We start from the raw sequence: 19,387 nt of genomic DNA, 5'->3' as shown, positions 1-19,387 counted from the left end.
CAAATTGATATCGGTGACCGCTATATGTTGTGTGTCATCCGGTCACGCCCACAACATCCGCGTGATTTGCGACTCGCATTGGGGTGATTCCACTGCTCATGTTGCAAAATTTACACGATTTACCGCTTCGCCATCTGGCAGCCGCTGTGCTGACATCTGCCGCTTTTGTGGGCAGGTCAGAGAGTGTTAACGCATGGTAAACTGTGGATAAGTTCAACCAATCTCGTAACGTCCGCCGTTAAACCTGCCGGTTTCTTTGGAAAATAGGCATTGCGCGGCTGTGCAGCACCCCGCGGGATCTGTGGACATTTCAGGGCGCGGAGAATCTGCTGCACCGCAGCAGATCGGGCCTAATTTTTGGCAAGCTTTCTTTTTTGCCAATTCGAGAAAAAATCCGTTGACCGCCTAGGGCATGATACGCCACTTTGTGTCTGTCGACGATGCAGCCACTAAATGTGGTGGTTAAACACCTAAGGGCGCATCGCGGTGCAGAACAGGCAAAATGACCAACCTAAATGGGGTTGTCACATGTGCAGCCGGAGCCTTGCGGCCTCCGGAGCAGGCAGTTTTGCGCCGAAGAACGGCATGTGTGGGGACAACTCGGGTATCGGGTCTGCTCTGGGGTGAAACGCTGGGAACGAGGCGGCGAAAATGAAGATTGAACGTAAATTTACCAAGGCTGGTCAGGACGCATACACTGACCTGGATTTTGTGAGCACGGTCTCAGAGATCCGCAATCCAGATGGCTCCGTCGTGTTCAAATTGGACGATGTTGAGGTGCCCTCAAGCTGGAGCCAGGTGGCCAGCGACGTGATCGCTCAGAAATATTTCCGCAAAGCTGGCGTGCCAAGCGCGCTGAAGAAGGTAAAAGAAAAAGGCGTTCCTGAATTCCTGTGGCGCTCCGTTCCTGCTGAGGGCGCAGAGCTGGGGGGCGAGACGTCTTCCAAGCAGGTGTTTGACCGTCTTGCAGGCGCGTGGGCGTACTGGGGCTGGAAAGGTGGGTATTTCTCCACCGAAGACGATGCGCGCGCCTATTTTGACGAAATGCGCCATATGCTCGCGTCCCAGCGCGCGGCACCAAACTCGCCTCAGTGGTTCAACACGGGTCTGCACTGGGCTTACGGCATCGATGGGCCGGCACAGGGGCATTACTATGTGGATCACAAGACCGAAAAGCTGACCCGCTCCAAGTCCTCCTATGAGCATCCGCAGCCACATGCGTGCTTCATTCAGTCCGTAGCAGACGATCTGGTCGGCGACGGCGGCATCATGGATCTTTGGGTGCGCGAAGCGCGTCTGTTCAAGTACGGCTCTGGCACAGGCACAAACTTCTCCTCCCTGCGTGCCGCCGGAGAGCGCCTGTCAGGCGGAGGCAAGTCCTCCGGCCTGATGGGTTTCTTGAAAATCGGTGACCGTGCTGCGGGTGCCATCAAGTCTGGCGGCACAACGCGCCGGGCGGCGAAGATGGTCATCGTGGATGCCGATCACCCCGATATCGAAGAATTCATCAACTGGAAGGTGCTGGAAGAGCAAAAGGTGGCGTCCATCGTTGCTGGCTCAAAAATGCATGAGCAAAAGCTCAACGATATCTTTGCTGCGATCAAAGCGTGGGATGGGGCAGAGGCCGACGCTTATGACCCTGCCAAGAACGAACAGCTGAAAGCGGCTGTGCGCGGCGCAAAGAAGTCATCTATCCCAGAGACGTACATCAAGCGGGTGTTGGATTATGCCAAGCAGGGCCACACCAGCATCGAATTTCCAACCTACGACACGGATTGGGATTCTGAGGCCTATAACTCCGTCTCTGGCCAGAACTCCAACAACTCAGTCCGGGTGACCAATGCCTTCCTGACAGCCGTTGAAAAAGACGCGGATTGGGAATTGAAGGACCGCGTGACAGGCGAGGTGGCCAAAACCATCCGTGCCCGCGATCTGTGGGAGCAGGTCGGCCACGCCGCCTGGGCCTGTGCCGATCCCGGCATTCAGTACCACGACACCGTGAACGACTGGCACACCTGCCCAGAAGACGGTGCAATCCGTGGCTCAAACCCTTGTTCTGAATACATGTTCCTGGATGACACCGCCTGTAACCTGGCGTCCATGAACCTGCTGACCTTCCTGGAAGACGGCGTGTTCAACGTCGAGGATTACATGCACGCCTCGCGTCTGTGGACCGTGACGCTGGAAATTTCTGTCATGATGGCACAGTTCCCGTCCAAGGAAATCGCACAGCGGTCTTATGACTTCCGCACGCTGGGTCTGGGCTATGCAAACATTGGCGGTTTGCTGATGAACATGGGCTATTCCTATGACAGCGACGAGGGCCGCGCGCTTTGTGGTGCCCTGACTGCGATCATGACGGGCGTGTCCTATGCCACCTCTGCTGAGATGGCGAGCGAACTGGGCACATTCCCCGGCTATGCCAAGAACGCCGATCACATGCTGCGGGTCATGCGCAACCACCGCACGGCCGCACACGGCAAGGTCGACGGCTATGAAAACCTCGCGGTCAAGCCTGTGGCACTGGATCACACCAACTGTCCCCAAGCGGGTCTGGTGGACGTGGCCATGGCGTGCTGGGACGAAGCACTGGCCTTGGGTGAGAAGCATGGCTACCGCAATGCGCAAGCCACGGTTATCGCGCCCACCGGCACCATCGGTCTGGTGATGGATTGCGACACCACCGGGATTGAGCCTGACTTTGCCCTGGTGAAATTCAAGAAGCTTGCGGGTGGTGGTTACTTTAAGATCATCAACCAATCCGTTCCATCTGCTTTGGAAAAGCTGGGCTACAGCTCTGCTCAGATCGAAGAAATCGTCAGCTACGCGGTGGGCCACGGCACCATCGGCAATGCGCCCGGCATCAACCACACCACGCTGACCGGTCATGGGTTTGGCCCCAATGAGCTGGCCAAAGTGGACGCGGCATTGGCGCAGGCCTTTGACATCCGTTTTGTGTTCAACCAGTGGACGCTGGGCGAAGAGTTCTGCACCCAGGTGCTGGGCATCCCAGCAGACAAGCTGAACGATCCGACCTTTGATCTGCTCAAGTCCCTGGGTTTTGCCCGGTCCGACATTGAGGCCGCCAACGACCATGTCTGCGGCACGATGACCCTGGAAGGGGCACCGCACCTCAAGGAAGAGCACTATGGCATCTTCGACTGCGCCAACCCCTGCGGCAAGAAGGGCAAGCGTTTCTTGTCCGTCAACAGCCACATCACCATGATGGCTGCCGCGCAGAGCTTTATCTCAGGCGCGATCTCCAAGACGATCAACATGCCGAATGACGCCACGATCGAGGATTGTCAGAAAGCCTATGAGCTGAGCTGGTCCTTGGGCATCAAGGCCAACGCGCTCTACCGCGACGGCTCCAAGCTGAGCCAGCCTTTGGCCGCAGCTTTGGTTGAGGATGACGATGACGCGGCTGAGGTGCTGGAAACCGGCTCCATCCAGGAAAAAGCTGCAGTATTGGCCGAAAAGATCGTTGAGAAAGTGGTGGTCAAAGAGATCATCAAATCCCACCGTGAAAAGATGCCTCAGCGCCGCAAGGGCTATACGCAGAAGGCGATGGTCGGCGGGCACAAGGTCTATCTGCGCACCGGCGAATATGAAGATGGCACCTTGGGTGAAATCTTTATCGACATGCACAAAGAAGGCGCGGGCTTCCGGGCGATGATGAACAACTTCGCCATCGCGGTTTCCGTTGGTCTACAGTACGGCGTGCCGCTGGAAGAGTTCGTGGATGCCTTCACCTTCACCAAGTTTGAGCCCGCGGGCATGGTGCAGGGCAACGACAGCATCAAGAACGCAACCTCGATCCTGGACTATATCTTCCGCGAATTGGCGGTCAGCTATCTGGATCGCACGGATTTGGCGCATGTGAAGCCGGAAGGTGCTACATTCGATGACCTGGGTGCGGGCGAGGCTGAGGAAAACGTGGCCAATGTGGCTGAGCTTTCTGAGACAGCGGCCAGCAAATCACTGGATGTGCTGAAACAGATCTCCTCCACCGGGTATCTGCGCAACCGTCTGCCTCAGGAACTTGTGGTTTTGCAGGGCGGCATTGAGACAGGTGCGGCGATTGCCCCAGATGTGGGCGGCGGCGGCGTTGCGGTTGCGGCGATGTCCAGCACCACGGCAGTGGCGTCGGGGTCTGTCGCACTGGATGCACGGACCAAGGCCAAGATGCAGGGGTATGAGGGCGAGGCCTGCGGCGAATGCGGCAACTTCACCCTGGTGCGCAACGGCACCTGCATGAAGTGCAACACCTGCGGCGGGACGTCCGGGTGCAGCTAAGGAGAGATAGTATGCGCTCTCTAAGAGACGTGTTTAGAAAGCTGCCCATTGATGGTGAACTGCGGCAAAAATTGAGAAATTTCAATATTATGCCGCAGCGCCACAATAAGGCTGCGTCAGCAAAAGAGCTCGCGGAAAGTCTTGGTGTCGATGTAAGAATGATGAACTTGCCGAGAGGATTTCGTGGGCGACTTGTTCAAGACGCATTCAGTGAAAGTGGTTTTTGCATCGAGGTTAACATTCAGGATGATGTCAGAATCCGTCGTTTTACAGTGCTGCATGAGTTGGGGCATTTTCTCCTCCATGCAGACCGGCGTGATCCATTTGCCGAGCCAATGCACTTGAACAGGCGCGATGATGAATTCTACTTGGACCTGGGCGCTGAAAATGAAGCAAACGATTTTGCCGACTGTTTGCTTTTTGCGGATGGTGCGCTCGCCGCAGCTCACAGCATTTATGGCGGAAAAACTGACCAGTTGGCGCATTACTTCGGAGTTACGGAAAGGACTATCGCGGTTGCTTTAGAGAAATTTAATATACCGGCCCGCTGATTGGCGCGCCAATGTATAGGGGTGGCAACCCTCGTTCTGTCCGAACGTTTGCCGCCACTCCGCAGCCCCGGGTTTGCCCCCGGGGTGCGGGACACGGAGCGGGTGCGCTCGCTCTGGACGACGTTCAGGCCGCAGGCAAATAAACACCGAGCGGTTAACATATTGAGCCTGAACGGCGAACCTGGGGAGGGCCTCGTCCCTCCCCATTTTCTTTTTCCCACTGCTTAGCAATTAGGTTTTGCGCCCACTTGCCGGATCTGCGCGGCCGCGTCACGTATAGGCAAAGGCGCGCAGGACGGTCAGAGAAGCTCTATGACAGAGCGTTTCACCCCCATCTGTGCGCGCAGCTGTGCACGGGCCCGGCCTAGGCGGGACATCACCGTGCCCTTGGGCAGGCCCAACCGTCGGGCCAGCTCTTGCGGGCTGGTCTCACCGCTCATCACCAAACGAATGAGCGCGGCTTGCGTGGGGGGCAAAGTGGTCACCGCTTCCTGCACCGCAGCACAGGCCAGGCGGGCAGGGGCTTCGGGTGGGGCTTGCAGCATATCGTCGGTCAAGGGCTCCATCGTGCGTTTGCCGCGCCAAGACTGGCGCGCCAGATTGTGCAGCAGGGTCATGGCGTATTGCTCAGGCGCTAGCACCTGCGTGTCGCCGCCCAGCACTTGCAGCAACCTCAGCGCGGTTTCCTGGGTCATGTCCTCAGCCTCATCGGCGGATGCAGCCAACCTGCGGGCGCGCTTTTTGATCTTGGGCAGCAGTGTCAGAAGCATGTCATGTGTCATAGCAATCTCCGGGCCTGTTTTGCGCAGTATGCGCCCTTTGATCGCGGCAATCTCTGAGGGATATTTCGCCGATGGGGCGCGAAGGCCCTTTTTGGGCAAGGCTTTGCCCAACCCCGCCGCGCTGATCGGCAAGCCATCGCAGAGCTGTGGTTGGTGCCGGATGCCACCCCCCGTTTTTGCGTCTGACAAGGGGAAGGCAGCAACGCCTTCGATTTTGTAACCCTGAAAGGGAGTATCAACATGACCAAGACCATTCGACTGACCGCACTGGCCCTGACCGCCTTTTGTGTGCCTGCCTTCGCCATGGGCGCAGGTGCGGCTGAGGTGGATGCAAACGGCGACGGCATCCTCAGCGTCGCTGAGGTGCAAGCGGTGTACCCGGAGGTCACTACGGAACAGTTTTCCGCCATGGATCTGAACGCCGACGGGGCGCTTGACGATGGCGAGGTTCAGGCCGCGCAGGAAGCCGGCCTGATGCCCATCGCCTCTGAGGGGTAGGGCAGTGTTGGGCCGCAAAGGGCGGCAGCTCACCTTTGTGGCCTGACACCAAAGCCGTTTTCAATGGACCTGCATCGCCAAATGCATCCTGCACCAAAGGCTTAGGCCGCATAGGTGATGTCGGGTGTCGCACGTAAATTGAAATGGCTTTAAGAGGCCCGGCACCCCCAGCGCCGGGCCTCTTTTTTGCAAGTCACAAGGGCACTAATGGGCCCTTAAGTTTCAGATGCACCCCGCCGCGCAATCATCTGAAACCGCTTGGATAAGCTGCATTCAGCTGGGACGCTTGGTGGGCTTTGGATCTAGAGCGGCAAGTGAATGTTGAACCGTTCACGGATCGCTTGATCCAGCACCGGATCAAGCCGCGCCCGAGAGCTGCGCGCCAGGATCTCTTCCTTGCGCTGTGTGGCGTTCTTGATCAGATCGGGCTTGCCAAGTTCATCCCATTCCTTGGGGGAGGACCGGTTGGCAAGGGAGGGATAGACATGGTCCATCTCCATCCGGCTGAGTGTCTGTTCGGTGCCCAGGTAGTGACCCGGCCCGCCCAGACAGACCTCACGCATCTGATCCAGCGCCAGGGTTTCTTCTGTCACTTCAATGCCGCGCACACAGCGCATGGCCTGACCAATCAGATCATCGCCCAGGATCAGCGACTCGTGGCAAAATCCCAGCAAGGAGGCATGCATCCCGGCGGCCTCATAGACCATGTTCAGGCCTGACAACCCGGCCATCACGTTGGAGCACATCTGCTCCCATCCGGCTTGCATATCGGGCATTTTGGCATCCGCGATGCCGGCCGCAGCCCCGCCGGGCAGGCCGTAAAAGCTGTGCATCTGCGCGCAGCCTGCGGTCAGCAGGGCCTGTTCGCCCGAGCCGCCCGTCATAGCCCCGGTGCGCAGGTCCAGCCCGAAGGGCCAGGTGCCAAAGACCGCAGGATGGCCAGGTTTGACCGCGTTTACATAGACCAGACCGGCCAGACATTCCGCAACCGCCTGCACAATGGCGCCTGCCACGGTAGAAGGTGCCGTTGCCCCCGCCATGCCCGCAGAGAGCAGCAGCACAGGCATGCCGCCTTTGATGCAGGCCTCCATCACTTCGCAGGATTCAGTGGCGAATTTCATTGGGGGCACGACAAAGCAGTTGGAATTCAACACGAATGGCCGCTCGCGCCATTTGTCCTCACCCCCTGCAATCATATGCAGCAATTCAAGCGCTGCGGGGATGTTCTCAGGCTCTGAAAAGGACGTGCCGATGTGTTTTAGGGTGCCAGAGCAGGACGCGTAGATGGTGTTCAGATCCATCTCCAGGTTGTCGGTGATGTCCCGGCAAACGATGGGGCGTTGCAGAAAGTGGATGTTGTCCAGCGCATCCGTGATCCGCGCCGCATCGTAAAGGTCTTGCACCCCGCATTCGCGGTAGCTGTTGTCCTCTACATCGACCAAATGCACCGCCGCGCCAGCGGTGCCGTAATGCACCCGGTTGCCCGACAATTCGAGGTCGTATTGCGGATCGCGCGCAAACAGCGTGACGGAGCGGTTGGCATTCGCCAGCGTATCTTCGACCAGCGCGCGGGGAAACCGAAGGCGGCCATCGTCGCCCAAGGTAGCACCGGCTTGGGTCATGTATTCCACGCCTGAGGGCGGGGCATCGACAAGGCCTACGGTCTCAAGCGCTTCTAGGGCGGCGTTATGGATGTCTTGGACGCCCTTGTCTGAAAGGGGCTTATAGGTGCCGCCCTCCATACCAGGGCGGATGGGGCGCATGTGGTCGGGCAGGGCTTTGGCGCGCGCAGCACGACGGGCCGCTCGGCCGCCGCTGCGCAATGGGGTTTGATCTGTCATGTAGGTATCCGGGTTTTTTGATCCAAAGAACGGGTGGCGCGCTACACCGGAAAAGGTGCGCCCCGTGCCGCCCGCCCTCGGACGGCGCCAATGGTCAAACAGACCCTTGTGATGATGCAAATATCTGCTTTCATCCCAACTCCTCTGAGCGGATGTTGTCAGCGGAACAGGGCGCGTTCTGTTCTATTTGCGGCCCCGCGGTCTGTTTGCGACCGCTGCAAATGCAGCATTTTTCGCAGCATTTGCCGGATTTCTTCCCACAGGTTACGCCGTTGCAATCATACTCTCTGCAAAGTTGCAAAGCGTCGTGATCGCGGCTTCAAAGGCGCTGTCTTCGATGGTCATCGCTACCCGCAAATGACCCGCCGCTGCCCTGCCAAAGCTTTCACCCGGCATCACCGCGATGTGGTGTTTGTCCAAAAGCGCATAGGCGAAATCCTCGCCGCTGAGCCCGGTGGCCCGGATATCCAGCATCAGATACATGGCACCATCTGCGGGCACCAAGCCAGTCGCATTGTGACGCGCCAGAATGCTTTGGGCGATGGCCCGGCGACGGCGAAATGGTTCGGCAATCTCTGCTTCAAACGCGTCGCCTTGCTGAAGCGCAAAGAGGGCTGCGTCCTGGACAAAGCCGGGCACACCGTAGGTCGTGTGCGTGGCAAGGTTGATCAGGTGATTGACGACATCCTCTGGCCCAACCACCCAGCCACAGCGCGATCCTGTCATGGCGTGGGATTTGGACATGGAGCCCACCACCAGCGTGCGCTCTTTCATGCCGGGCAGGGCGCGGGGCGACAGGTGGCTGCCCTCCCAGACTTGGGTGTCATAAACCTCATCCGAGATCAGCCAGAGATCATGATCCTGACAGACCCTTGCGATGCCTTCGAGGGTTTTGCGGGTATAGATCACGCCGGTGGGGTTGTTCGGTGTGTTGATCAGCAGGGATTTGGCCCCCGGTGCGGCGGCAGCGATGTCAGCGGCTTGCGGTTGAAAGGCATCTGCGGCGTTGGTCTCCACCCGGACAGGCACAGCACTGACGCCGCGCAGCGTGCCGGGATAGGTGGCATAGTAGGGATCAAGGTACAAAGCGCGGTCGCCCGGATCGCAGGCCGCGACGTGGGCGGCATAAAGGGCGGACTGCCCGCCAGGGGTGATCATGATGTTGTCGCGTGTCGTTGGCACGCCTGTGCTGTCTTGCACCCTCGGCGGCAACGGCATCGCGCAGCGCTGCCACACCGGGGATGGCGGCATAGCCGGTATGCCCGCCCATGGCCGAGCGGTGCATGTCTTGCAAGATCGGGGCGGCGGTGCGGATGTCATGCTCCCCAATGGTCAGTTCGGTCACCTTGATGCCATCCGCGATCATCGCGCGGGCTTTGTTGAACACATCCCAGCCGTCAGACCCGCCGCCAAGGATATGTGTGATGCGCTGTGATGCCTGCATCGGTGCCTCCTGTTGCTTGTCCGCAGGGGCGCAGAGGCGGTTTGATCTGTCAATTGGCCTTGACCCCAAGCCAGCTTGCGGGCTACCAGATCTGCATGACGATGAAGATTTGCACAATTACCTGCTGCATTACCGCTTGAGAGACATCTCGCGGGCCGTCATTCATGTCATTTCCAAACTGAGAGATATGTGGCAAGCCCGCGTCAGATTTGCGCGAGGAAAGACCAATGACGACGATCACGCTGCACAATACCAAATCCCGCCGCAAAGAGGCGTTTGAGCCGATTTCGGCGGACAATGTGCGGATGTATGTCTGTGGGCCCACGGTGTATGACCGCGCCCATATTGGTAACGCGCGGGCTGTGATCGTGTTTGACACGCTCTTTCGGTTGCTGCGTCATGTCTATGGCGCGGATCAGGTGACTTACGTACGCAACTTTACGGATGTGGACGATCGCATCAATGAAACCGCGCAAAACCGCAAAGCCGCCGGGGCACCGGGCAGTCTGGAAGAGCTGATTGCAGAGCGCGCAGAAGAGACCATCGGCTGGTATCACGACGACATGGACGCCTTGGGCGCGCTGCGCCCCAGTGCTGAGCCGCGCGCCACGGCTTATATCGCGCAGATGATCGCCATGTGTGAGGATCTGATCGCTAAGGGCCATGCCTATGCCGCCGAGGGCCATGTGCTTTTTGCGGTGGAAAGCTATGCGGATTACGGCGCGCTTTCGGGGCGCTCGGTTGAGGATATGATTGCAGGCGCGCGGGTGGAGGTGGCCCCCTACAAGCGTAACCCGATGGATTTCGTGCTGTGGAAGCCCTCAGACGACGATCTGCCGGGCTGGGACAGCCCCCGGGGCCGGGGGCGGCCGGGGTGGCACATCGAATGCTCTGCCATGGCGCATGAGCTGTTGGGCGAGAGCTTTGACATTCATGGCGGCGGCAATGATTTGCAGTTCCCCCATCATGAGAACGAGATCGCCCAAAGCACCTGCGCGGGCCACGGCTTTGCCAAGGTCTGGATGCACAATGAGATGTTGCAGGTGGAGGGCAAGAAGATGTCCAAATCCCTGGGCAACTTCTTTACGGTGCGCGATCTGTTGGAAGAGGGCGTGCCGGGTGAGGTGATCCGCTTTGTGCTCCTGTCCACCCATTACCGCAAGCCGATGGATTGGACGGAAAAGAAGCGGGCAGAGGCTTCGGACACACTCAGGAAATGGCGGAGCCTTTCAGCCTCAGCGAGCGGCAACGGCGTTCCATACCAAGATGTGGTAGCTGCAGTTTCTGACGACCTAAATACGTCAAAGGCTATCTCAAGGTTGAAGCTAACTGCCAAAGAACTGCTTAAACGGCAAAGATCGGACGTTTCACAATCTGAGATGGATGATTTCGCTGCTTCTGCGCAGTTGCTCGGATTGCTTGAGGATAGCCACACAATGGGTTCGTGGGTTTTTGATGGGGCCGTAGAGTCTTCGTTGCTCAAACCAATTGAAACCCAGCTGGCCGCGGCCCGCGCCACGGCGATGCAAACCAAGGACTTCGCGGAAGTCGACCGGATCAAATCCGCCCTAGTGGCAGCCGGGGTTGAGGTTCAGATGAGCAAAGAGGGCGTCACGCTTGTGGCCCCGCCCGGCTTTGATCCCGCCACATTGGAGGGGGTGTTATGAGCAAAGAGCGCCTCTATCTTTATGACACCACGCTGCGCGACGGGCAGCAAACGCAGGATGTGCAGTTCTCCACGGAAGAAAAGCAGCAGATCTCGCGGGCGCTGGATGACCTTGGGGTCGACTATATCGAAGGCGGCTGGCCGGGGGCGAACCCCACCGACAACGCGTTCTTTGACGCAGCCCCCAAAACCCGCGCCAAGATGACGGCCTTTGGCATGACCAAACGCCCCGGTATATCCGCGCAGAACGATGATGTTCTGGCGGCTGTCCTGAATGCGGGCACCGGATCGGTCTGTTTGGTGGGCAAGACGCATGAGTTTCACGTCAAGACCGCGTTGGGGATTACCCTGGACGAAAACCTTGAGCTGCTGCGCGAAAGCGTGGGGCATTTGGTGGCGTCGGGTCGCGAGGCGCTGTTTGATGCAGAGCATTTCTTTGATGGGTACAAATCAGACCCTGATTATGCGCTGACCTGCCTGAAGACGGTGTTTGACGCCGGCGCGCGCTGGATTGTCCTTTGCGACACCAACGGCGGCACCTTGCCCGCTGAGGTGGGCGACATCACCCGCGCGGTCATCCAAAGCGGCATTCCCGGCGATCATCTTGGCATCCATACCCACGATGACACGGAAAACGCAGTTGCCTGTTCTCTTGCCGCCGTTGATGCGGGCGCGCGGCAAATTCAGGGCACTTTGAACGGTCTGGGGGAGCGTTGCGGCAACGCAAACCTAACAGCGCTGATCCCGATCCTTTTGCTGAAGGAACCCTACGCCAGCCTCTATGACACCGGCATCACGCTTGACGCTTTGGCCGGGTTAACCCGCACCAGTCGGATGCTGGACGAAATCCTCAACCGTGTGCCGCGCAAGCAGGCGGCTTTTGTGGGGGCATCGGCCTTTGCGCATAAGGCCGGTCTGCACGCCAGTGCGATCTTGAAAGACCCCTCAACCTACGAACATGTTGAGCCTGCCACGGTGGGCAACACGCGCATCATCCCGATGTCCAACCAAGCCGGGCAGTCGAACCTGCGCAAAAGGCTGGTGGAGGCTGGATTGCAGGTTGAAAAGGGCGATCCCGCCTTGGGCCGCATTCTGGAAGAGGTCAAGGCGCGTGAGGCAGAAGGCTATGCCTATGACACCGCGCAGGCCAGTTTTGAGCTGCTGGCCCGCGATGCGCTGGGGAAGATGCCGACACTGTTTGAGGTCAAACGCTACCGGGTGACAGTGGAGCGGCGCAAAAACAAATATAACGAGATGGTCAGCCTGTCCGAGGCGGTTGTCGTGGTCAAAGTTGACGGCGAAAAGCGGCTGTCTGTCAGTGAAAGTATGGATGAGATCGGCAGTGACCGGGGCCCTGTAAACGCGCTGGCTAAGGCGCTTGTGAAGGACCTTGGCAAATATTCCACCATGCTGGGCGACATGCGGCTGGTGGACTTTAAGGTGCGGATCACCCAGGGCGGCACTGAGGCTGTGACCCGCGTCATCATCGACAGCGAAGACGCGATGGGCCAGCGGTGGTCCACCGTTGGCGTCAGCCCCAACATCGTAGACGCCAGCTTTGACGCGCTGTTAGACGCGATCCGTTGGAAGCTGGTCCGCGATCTGGAGGGACCACAGACATGATGGATCAGGCCTATATGGACGCGTTCTTTCAGCTGCACAGCGATTTGCCCCGCGAAGGGCCGGGGCTGGCCGAAGATGTGCTGTGGGCGGCTGAGATCGCGGGCACGCCCCAGAACGCATTGATGGCGGATGTGGGCTGTGGTCCGGGGGCCGATATCGCGGCGCTGTTGCAGGTGGCACCCAAAGGGCAAGTGACAGCACTTGATACCGCAGCGCATCTGGTCAAAGAAGCCCGCCAGCGTTGGAAAGATGAGGACCGTGTGACCGTCTTGCAGGCGGATATGGCCCGCATTCAGAACACTTATGATCTGATTTGGTCTGCGGGGGCGGTTTATTTTCTGGGCGTCACGCAGGCGCTGCAAACCTGGCGCAAAGCCTTGCGGCCCGGCGGAGTGGTGGCCTTTTCTGAGGCGTCCTGGTTCACGCAAGACCGCTCAGACCGGGCGCGCGCGCTTTGGGACACTGAATATCCCACCATGACGGACGAGGCGGGTGTGCAGGCTCAGATTGCGGCTGCAGGCTATGAGGTGCTGGGCAGCCGGCGTTTGTCTGATGCGGCTTGGGAGGCCTATTTCACACCGCTTGAGGCCCGCATCGCGGCCCTTCGGCCTGATGCGGATGAGGTGCTGCGCCAGGTCCTGGATGAGAACGCCGAAGAAATTGCCTGCTGGCGCGCGCACCGGGATGAGTTTGGCTATCTGCTGAGTGTCGCGCGCAAGCTATGAGCTTTGATGCGGATCTGACGGCCTGCGCGGCATTGGTGGAAAAGGGCGATCCTTGGCGCTTTCGTGGGGCGATGGCGGCTTCGCCTGATGCGCGGCGCGTGCTTTTTCCGCTTTACGCCTTCAACGTTGAGGTCGCGCGCGCGCCCTGGGTCACCCAAGAGCCGATGATTGCGGAGATGCGTCTGCAATGGTGGCGCGATGTTTGCGAAGAGGTGGCCGAAGGCAAACCGGTGCGCCGTCATGAGGTGACCACACCGCTCAGCGCCGTGCTTGGGGCGGGTGATGCGCCGCTCCTGGACCGCCTTGTGGCGGCGCGGCGATGGGATATTTACCGCGATCCTTTCGAGGACGCCGCGCATTTTGCCCGCTACATGGATGAAACCGCCGGTGCGCTGACATGGGTGGCGGCAAAGTCGCTGGGCCCTGCGGATGAACGTACCGTGCGGGATGCGGGATTTGCGCTTGGGATAGCGGGATGGCTTTGCGCCATTCCCGAGCTTGAGGCGCAGGGCAGGGTGCCCTTGCTGGACGGCACCGCTCAGGGTGTGAAGGATCTGGCACAAGAGGCGCTTCAACGCTTGGCCCAGGCCCGCCAGCAGCGCCGCCTTGTGTCGCGCCCGGCGCGGGCTGCGTTGTGGCACATCGGCCTTGCAGACCGTGTTTTGCAACTTGCGGCGCAAGACCCCGGCATGGTTGCTGCCGGAGCCCTGCCTGATCCCGTGGCAGGTGACCGTTGGTTGGCCTTTCGCGCGCTTTCCGGGCGCTGGTGATCAGGCGGCCTCTGGCCGAGGGCGCAGCACCAGCCAGATCAACGCGCCGCCTGCCAGTGGCCAGGAAGGGGATCATGGCGATGTTCACCGCGGCCCATCCGGCCTCTGGCGTCCCGCCAGAGCAGTTCATCAAACCGCCCGAGGCAAGGGAGGCCAATGTCACCCCGCCAAAGACCAACAGATCGTTCAGCCCCTGCATCCGGCCCCGTTCATGCGGGGCGTGGCTGCTGGCCAACAGCGTCGTTGCACCGATAAAGCCAAAGTTCCACCCCAGCCCCAGCAGAACCAGCGCGATATAGAAGTTGGTTAAGGCGACACCCTGCAGTGCGACCATGCCTGCCACGCCCAGAATGGCGATGCCCAGCCCCATGATCTTTTCCACCCCAAAGCGGGCGATCAGGTGGCCGGTGAAAAAGGACGGCGCAAACATTGCCAGCACATGTGAGGTGACGACGTTCGATGCATCGGCCACCCCGTAGCCACAGGCGACAACAGCCAGCGGTGTTGAGGTCATCACAAGGTTCATCAACGCATAAGAAACCATGCCGCAGATCACCGCGACCGCGATGCGCGGTGTGGTCAAAAGCTCCCAGCGGGTGCGGCCTTTGGGGCTGTCCATGGTGGGGGCCGGGGGTTTGGGGATGTCGAGCAGGAAGAACAGCAGCATGCCCAGCACATTCAGCCCCATAGCCGCGATATAGACCGGGAAGAACCGCATCACGGTCGCGTCTGGCCCATTGGACAGCACAGAGACCAGCTGCGGCCCGATGATGGCCGATATCAGCCCCCCCGCCATCACATAAGAGATGGCTTTGGGCCGGAACGCTTCAGACGCGGTATCGGCCGCGGCAAAACGGAAAAACCCCTGAGATGACATGTAGATACCAGTGAGGTAGCTGCCCACCAGGAAGACCCAAAAGTTGCCGATGGTCAGCGCATAGGCGCAGACAATCGCACCGGCCAACCCGCCAAGCGCACCCATCAGAAACCCCGCACGGCGGCCATGTTTCTGCATGAATGGTGACAACCAGGGCGCCGAGGTCATGGAGCCAAAGACAATCATTGAAATGGGCAGTGTAGCCAGGCAGACGTTTGGCGAAAGTTGTTGGCCTGCCAGCCCACCGATCACAAAGATCATCGTAATTTGACTGCCCAAAAAGGCTTGCGCCGCAACAAGAACGGCCACGTTCTTTTTGGCCCTGGTATCATCGATCATAAACTGTCCCTTCACCGCCAAGCCGTACTCCTGCCCATGGACGGGGGCAAGCCCCAGAGCGCCTCTTGTGTTGGGCGCTGGTCTGCCTATGGTCGCGCATATGAGCGGACGGGCGGATATTTTGCTGCTGGCAGGCAGTATGGAGGCACGGGCGATTGCCCAAAGCATCGCGGGGCTGGGATTGCAGGTGCACGCGGTGCTGACAGAGCCCTCCAAAGGACCAACCCCGCCGCCCGTGCCCTTTGATTTGATTGAACAGCCCCGGGCAGAGGATCTGATGGCATTGGCAACGGGCGCGCGGGCCATTGTGGACGCAAGCCACGGTTTTGATCAGGCTTTAACAGCTGCGGGCTTTGCCGCGGCGACCGCTGCCAGCATCCCGTTTCTGAATTTCTCGCGCCCAGCTTGGTCTGATGCGGAAAACCCACTGTGGCGCGCCGCCCCGGATGTGCGTGCGGCCATGCAGCTTGTACCGCCGGGTGCGCGGGTGTTTTCGGCCACGGGTTGGTCCAGCTTGCCTGACTGTGCCACGTTTCCCGGATCGAAGCTGTTGCTGCGCCAGACCCACAGGCATGACCGGCTGCCACCCTTTGATTTTGTTGAGCTGGCTTTTGATCAAGCGCCCTTCACAGTGGCGGGTGAGATCGCGCTTTTTCGCAAGCGCGCCGTTGATTTGCTGATCTGTCGCAACCTGGGCGGGGTGGCCAGCCGGCCGAAACTGGACGCGGCTGCGGCATTGAAGATGCCGGTAATCTTGGTCAACAGGCCTGCCTTGCCCCGGGGGCGCGCAGTGTCGACAACACTGCCGCCGTTGTGGATTGGGTCGCAGGGCTTTGACCGCCTCTTGGGTGATCACCTGTGATGCAGACGTCGCCGCCGGTGCCGCCTGGTTGGCCCGGCAAGAGACGCGGTTTGCCGAGGCTTTGGCACAGACCGGCCCCTTGCCCTTGCGGCTGCGCCCCGGAGGGTTTCAGGGCCTTGTCGATATCATCATCAGCCAACAGGTCAGTGTCGCCTCTGCCGATGCGATCCGGGGGCGGATGGTTTCTGCGGGACTGGTCAGCGAAGATGCGGTTCTGAGCGCTGGTGAAGACGGCTTGCGCGCGGCAGGGCTGAGCCGGCCCAAGGCGCGCTACGTCCAGCTTTTGGCGCAAGAGCAGGTGGATTATGCGGCCCTTCACGCTTTGCCCCAGGATCAGGCCATGGCGGCCCTGATCGGGCTGACGGGCATCGGGCCTTGGACGGCTGAGATCTATGTGATGTTTTGCATGGGTGCACCGGATGTTTTCCCGGCAGGCGATCTGGCTTTGCAGGTTGCCGCCCAAGACCTTTTTGATCTGCCCGAACGGCCCAAACCGGACGCACTGCGCGCCTTGGCTAAAGATTGGTCGCCCTGGCGATCTGTTGCAGCGCGGGCGCTCTTTGCCTACTACCGAGTGATAAAGAACAGAGAAGGGTTCTCATGACACGGGTATTGAACGCAGAACGGCGCGCGCCGGTCTCAGGCACGACACGCTCCATCGTCGTATTTCTGCACGGCTACGGGGCCAATGGGGCTGATCTGTTGGGTTTGGCGGATCCGTTGGGTGAGCATTTGCCTGACACGATGTTTGTAGCCCCCGACGCGCCGGAGAATGTGCCTGGCATGATGGGCGGCTATCAGTGGTTCCCGATCCCGTGGATTGATGGCTCCTCCGAAGAGGAATCGATGCGCGGCATGGAGCAGGCGGTCACGGACCTGAACGCTTTTCTAGACGCGCTGATGGTGGATGAAGATGTGCTGCCTGAACAGGTCGTTCTTTTCGGGTTTTCCCAAGGGACAATGATGGCCCTGCACGTGGCCCCCCGGCGCGAAGACGCGGTGGCGGGGATCGTCGCCTTCTCCGGTCGGTTGTTGTCCCCTGAATTGCTGGCCGAAGAGACACAGGTGCGCCCGCCTGTCTTGTTGGTGCATGGCGATGCGGATGATGTGGTGCCGCCGCAATCTTTGCCGCAGGCCGCAGAGGCGCTGCAAGAGGCAGGCTGGCAGGACGTTTTTGCCCATATCATGAAAGGCACCGGTCACGGCATTGCGCCTGATGGGCTGAGTGTGGCCTTGGCGTTTATGCGCGACAAGCTTAGCCTTTAGGGTCCTGACACAAAGCAAAGCCGCGTCATAGCGTCAGAAAACAGTCACATTCCCCTGCCATGACGGTCCGCGACATCTTGTGCCATGCTTGGGCTTGCCAGAGCAAAACCACGAGATATAGTGATCTTGATGAGCAGGGGTGGATGCAGCATGAACGGGGACTTCAGAACTGAATTTACCAGGCAGCCAGCGGGGCTGAAACACAGGCCGGCGCTGGTGCTGAATGCGGATTACCGACCGTTGAGTTATTATCCGCTTTCGCTTTGGCCCTGGCAGGACGCCATCAAAGCAAAGTGGCTGGAGCGGGTCGATATCGTCGCTGAATATGACGATGTGGTGCGAAGCCCGACGATGACGCTCAAAATACCGTCAGTAGTTGTTTTGAAAGACTATGTAAAACCTCAAAAGCGCGTGGCCTTCACGCGCTTTAATTTATTTCTGAGGGACGAATTTCAGTGTCAGTACTGCGGTGCGCGCGGCGAGCTGACGTTTGATCATGTGGTCCCGCGTGCCTCGGGCGGGGTGACGTCCTGGCAGAATGTGGTGGCGGCCTGTTCGTCGTGCAATCTGAAAAAAGGCTCAAAGTCACTGCACCGCACGGGCATGCATCTGCGCAAGCCGCCCCGCCAACCGGGTGCGGAAGAGCTGCGCAACATGGGGCGGAAGTTCCCGCCGAACCATCTGCACGAAAGTTGGATGGATTTCCTTTATTGGGACGCAGAGCTGGAGGCGTGAGCCGCTGATGCGGTTTTGTGTGGCCGGGCTGGGTTGCGCTGCGGGCCCACCATCCCAGAGGGTCTGGCGCCGCCCTTGATCGAACCTCTGCCTGGCATGGGCCCGCCCGTTTCCCAAGACAAATCAACGTATCCCCAAAGGGGCCCCGCGTTGATTTATCTTGGCAACCGGTCCGCCCCATGCCCGTCTGATGTTCAAGCAAGGGCGGCGCCAGACCAGAGATGTCAGGACAGGTCGTTCAGGTAATCCTTGGTGAAGGCAGTGTAGCTGGGGGCCGTTGATTTCAGGTGGCTGCGCATCTTTTGGTGCAGCTGCGGCAGCGCGTGAAAAGGCACCTGCGGCATGGCATGATGTTCTGCGTGATAGGGCATGTTCCAGGCCAGGAAACGCACAAGACGGTTGGTGAATGTCGTGCGGGTGTTTTCAAGCATATTGGCCACCGGTGGGCAGTGCCCATGTTCGGCCAGCAGATAGAGCCGCAGAACCGGCTGGCCCAGCAGGGCGGGGGCGATCCAAAGCCAGAAGGCGAGCGGTGAGATCAGCAAGCTTAGTCCCAGCAGGGCATAGCCTGCCAACATCCACCGGGCCTCCCTTCGCATTGCGGGATGTTTGCGGGCGGGCAGGTAGGGTGCGTTGAGGGGGCCAAAGGCATTGCGCCAAAGCGTCAGCGCCATGCCCCGCCAATAGCGCCACCCGCTGAGATAGATCAGATAGGCGCGCCAGGTTTCAGGCCGGCCCCTTCCAGTTCGGGATCACGCTCAGGATCGTTTGTCCATTTGTGATGGGCAAAGTGGAAGTAGCGAAACCAGGTGAAGGGCAGCATCAGGGGCAGGGCCACAGCATGGCCCACCAGGTCGTTCAGCCGGGGATGCGCAAAGGGGGTTGCATGGGTGCATTCATGGCTGAGGGTAAAGAGAAACATCATCGTCACCCCGTAAGGCAACAAAACCAAGCCCCAATAGGGGGCTTGCAAGGCGATCCATGTCGCCATGAAGAGCAGGGCAGCAAGATGCCCCGCCAGATGCAGCAGGCCTTTCGCCGTTGATTTGCCGTGCAGTGCTGCGCGCTCAGCGGTGGTCAATGAGGCAATGAAGGTGGTGTGATCCATGGGG

The 19,387-nt window shown here is 59.7% G+C and carries 15 protein-coding genes and 2 pseudogenes; 11 read left to right on the top strand and 6 right to left on the bottom strand.

The genetic code is table 11. From position 1 onward, the window contains the following. Positions 1–651 precede the first annotated feature (651 nt). Positions 652–4,296: a vitamin B12-dependent ribonucleotide reductase gene (locus tag ACZ1HM_RS12495; protein WP_472743056.1), complete on the top strand. Its 3,645-nt coding sequence runs from the start codon at positions 652–654 to the stop codon at positions 4,294–4,296. Between the two features lie 11 nt (positions 4,297–4,307). Further along, positions 4,308–4,847: an ImmA/IrrE family metallo-endopeptidase gene (locus ACZ1HM_RS12490; RefSeq protein WP_472743055.1), complete on the top strand. Its 540-nt coding sequence runs from the start codon at positions 4,308–4,310 to the stop codon at positions 4,845–4,847. Between the two features lie 299 nt (positions 4,848–5,146). Here ACZ1HM_RS12490 and ACZ1HM_RS12485 read toward each other — a convergent pair whose 3' ends face one another. Next, positions 5,147–5,818 carry an RNA polymerase sigma factor gene (locus ACZ1HM_RS12485; RefSeq protein WP_472743054.1) on the bottom strand — a complete coding sequence of 224 codons (672 nt, stop codon included), beginning with the start codon at positions 5,816–5,818 and terminating at the stop codon, positions 5,147–5,149. A gap of 51 nt (positions 5,819–5,869) precedes the next feature. On the opposite strand from ACZ1HM_RS12485, the gene ACZ1HM_RS12480 reads away from it, so the two are divergent. Further along, positions 5,870–6,127 (top strand): EF-hand domain-containing protein, encoded by a 258-nt coding sequence (locus ACZ1HM_RS12480; protein ID WP_472743053.1) that lies wholly within the window; start codon positions 5,870–5,872, stop codon positions 6,125–6,127. A 302-nt stretch (positions 6,128–6,429) separates the two neighbouring features. Here ACZ1HM_RS12480 and ACZ1HM_RS12475 read toward each other — a convergent pair whose 3' ends face one another. Together ACZ1HM_RS12475 and ACZ1HM_RS12470 are read right to left on the bottom strand one after the other, a co-directional pair. Continuing rightward, positions 6,430–7,968 (bottom strand): trimethylamine methyltransferase family protein, encoded by a 1,539-nt coding sequence (locus ACZ1HM_RS12475; protein WP_472743052.1) that lies wholly within the window; start codon positions 7,966–7,968, stop codon positions 6,430–6,432. Between the two features lie 264 nt (positions 7,969–8,232). Then, positions 8,233–9,412 (bottom strand): annotated as a pseudogene (locus ACZ1HM_RS12470) (pyridoxal phosphate-dependent aminotransferase). A gap of 227 nt (positions 9,413–9,639) precedes the next feature. Here ACZ1HM_RS12470 and cysS point away from each other — a divergent pair. The 4 genes from cysS to ACZ1HM_RS12450 are packed head-to-tail and all read left to right on the top strand — an operon-like array spanning position 9,640 to position 14,196. Next, the gene (gene cysS, locus ACZ1HM_RS12465; protein ID WP_472743051.1) at positions 9,640–11,079 is read left to right on the top strand and encodes a cysteine--tRNA ligase; all 1,440 of its coding nucleotides are present in this window, start codon (positions 9,640–9,642) and stop codon (positions 11,077–11,079) included. Beyond that, positions 11,076–12,701, top strand: coding sequence for a citramalate synthase (gene cimA / locus ACZ1HM_RS12460; protein ID WP_472743050.1), 1,626 nt, complete (start codon positions 11,076–11,078; stop codon positions 12,699–12,701). The genes cysS and cimA overlap by 4 nt, the downstream gene beginning before the upstream one ends. Beyond that, entirely contained in the window at positions 12,698–13,426 is a 729-nt protein-coding gene (locus ACZ1HM_RS12455; protein ID WP_472743049.1) for a class I SAM-dependent methyltransferase, read from the top strand. The genes cimA and ACZ1HM_RS12455 overlap by 4 nt, the downstream gene beginning before the upstream one ends. Further along, positions 13,423–14,196 (top strand): squalene/phytoene synthase family protein, encoded by a 774-nt coding sequence (locus tag ACZ1HM_RS12450; RefSeq protein ID WP_472743048.1) that lies wholly within the window; start codon positions 13,423–13,425, stop codon positions 14,194–14,196. The genes ACZ1HM_RS12455 and ACZ1HM_RS12450 overlap by 4 nt, the downstream gene beginning before the upstream one ends. Here ACZ1HM_RS12450 and ACZ1HM_RS12445 read toward each other — a convergent pair. Further along, positions 14,197–15,412, bottom strand: a pseudogene (locus tag ACZ1HM_RS12445) (MFS transporter). It abuts the gene before it with no gap. 100 nt (positions 15,413–15,512) lie between these two features. Here ACZ1HM_RS12445 and ACZ1HM_RS12440 point away from each other — a divergent pair. The 4 genes from ACZ1HM_RS12440 to ACZ1HM_RS12425 all read left to right on the top strand — a co-directional run bounded on the left by ACZ1HM_RS12440 (position 15,513) and on the right by ACZ1HM_RS12425 (position 18,275). Beyond that, positions 15,513–16,274 (top strand): precorrin-6A/cobalt-precorrin-6A reductase, encoded by a 762-nt coding sequence (locus tag ACZ1HM_RS12440; RefSeq protein WP_472743047.1) that lies wholly within the window; start codon positions 15,513–15,515, stop codon positions 16,272–16,274. Then, positions 16,246–16,878: a DNA-3-methyladenine glycosylase family protein gene (locus ACZ1HM_RS12435; protein WP_472743046.1), complete on the top strand. Its 633-nt coding sequence runs from the start codon at positions 16,246–16,248 to the stop codon at positions 16,876–16,878. The genes ACZ1HM_RS12440 and ACZ1HM_RS12435 overlap by 29 nt, the downstream gene beginning before the upstream one ends. Then, positions 16,875–17,540, top strand: coding sequence for an alpha/beta hydrolase (locus tag ACZ1HM_RS12430; protein ID WP_472743045.1), 666 nt, complete (start codon positions 16,875–16,877; stop codon positions 17,538–17,540). Before ACZ1HM_RS12435 ends, ACZ1HM_RS12430 begins: the two co-directional genes overlap by 4 nt. A 150-nt stretch (positions 17,541–17,690) precedes the next feature. Beyond that, on the top strand, positions 17,691–18,275 hold the full coding sequence (locus tag ACZ1HM_RS12425; RefSeq protein WP_472744615.1) for an HNH endonuclease: 585 nt from the start codon (positions 17,691–17,693) through the stop codon (positions 18,273–18,275). A 224-nt stretch (positions 18,276–18,499) separates the two neighbouring features. On the opposite strand, the gene ACZ1HM_RS12420 is transcribed toward ACZ1HM_RS12425, so the two are convergent. Together ACZ1HM_RS12420 and ACZ1HM_RS12415 are read right to left on the bottom strand one after the other, a co-directional pair. Continuing rightward, positions 18,500–18,949: a fatty acid desaturase gene (locus ACZ1HM_RS12420; protein WP_472743044.1), complete on the bottom strand. Its 450-nt coding sequence runs from the start codon at positions 18,947–18,949 to the stop codon at positions 18,500–18,502. 32 nt (positions 18,950–18,981) lie between these two features. Next, complete coding sequence (locus ACZ1HM_RS12415; protein ID WP_472743043.1) at positions 18,982–19,383, bottom strand: fatty acid desaturase; 402 nt, start codon at positions 19,381–19,383, stop codon at positions 18,982–18,984. Positions 19,384–19,387 lie beyond the last annotated feature (4 nt).

The organism is Sulfitobacter sp. GN1-4 (assembly GCF_055693825.1).
Note: the sequence above shows the minus strand (reverse complement) of the source record. Positions and strands in the feature narration are given on the sequence as shown.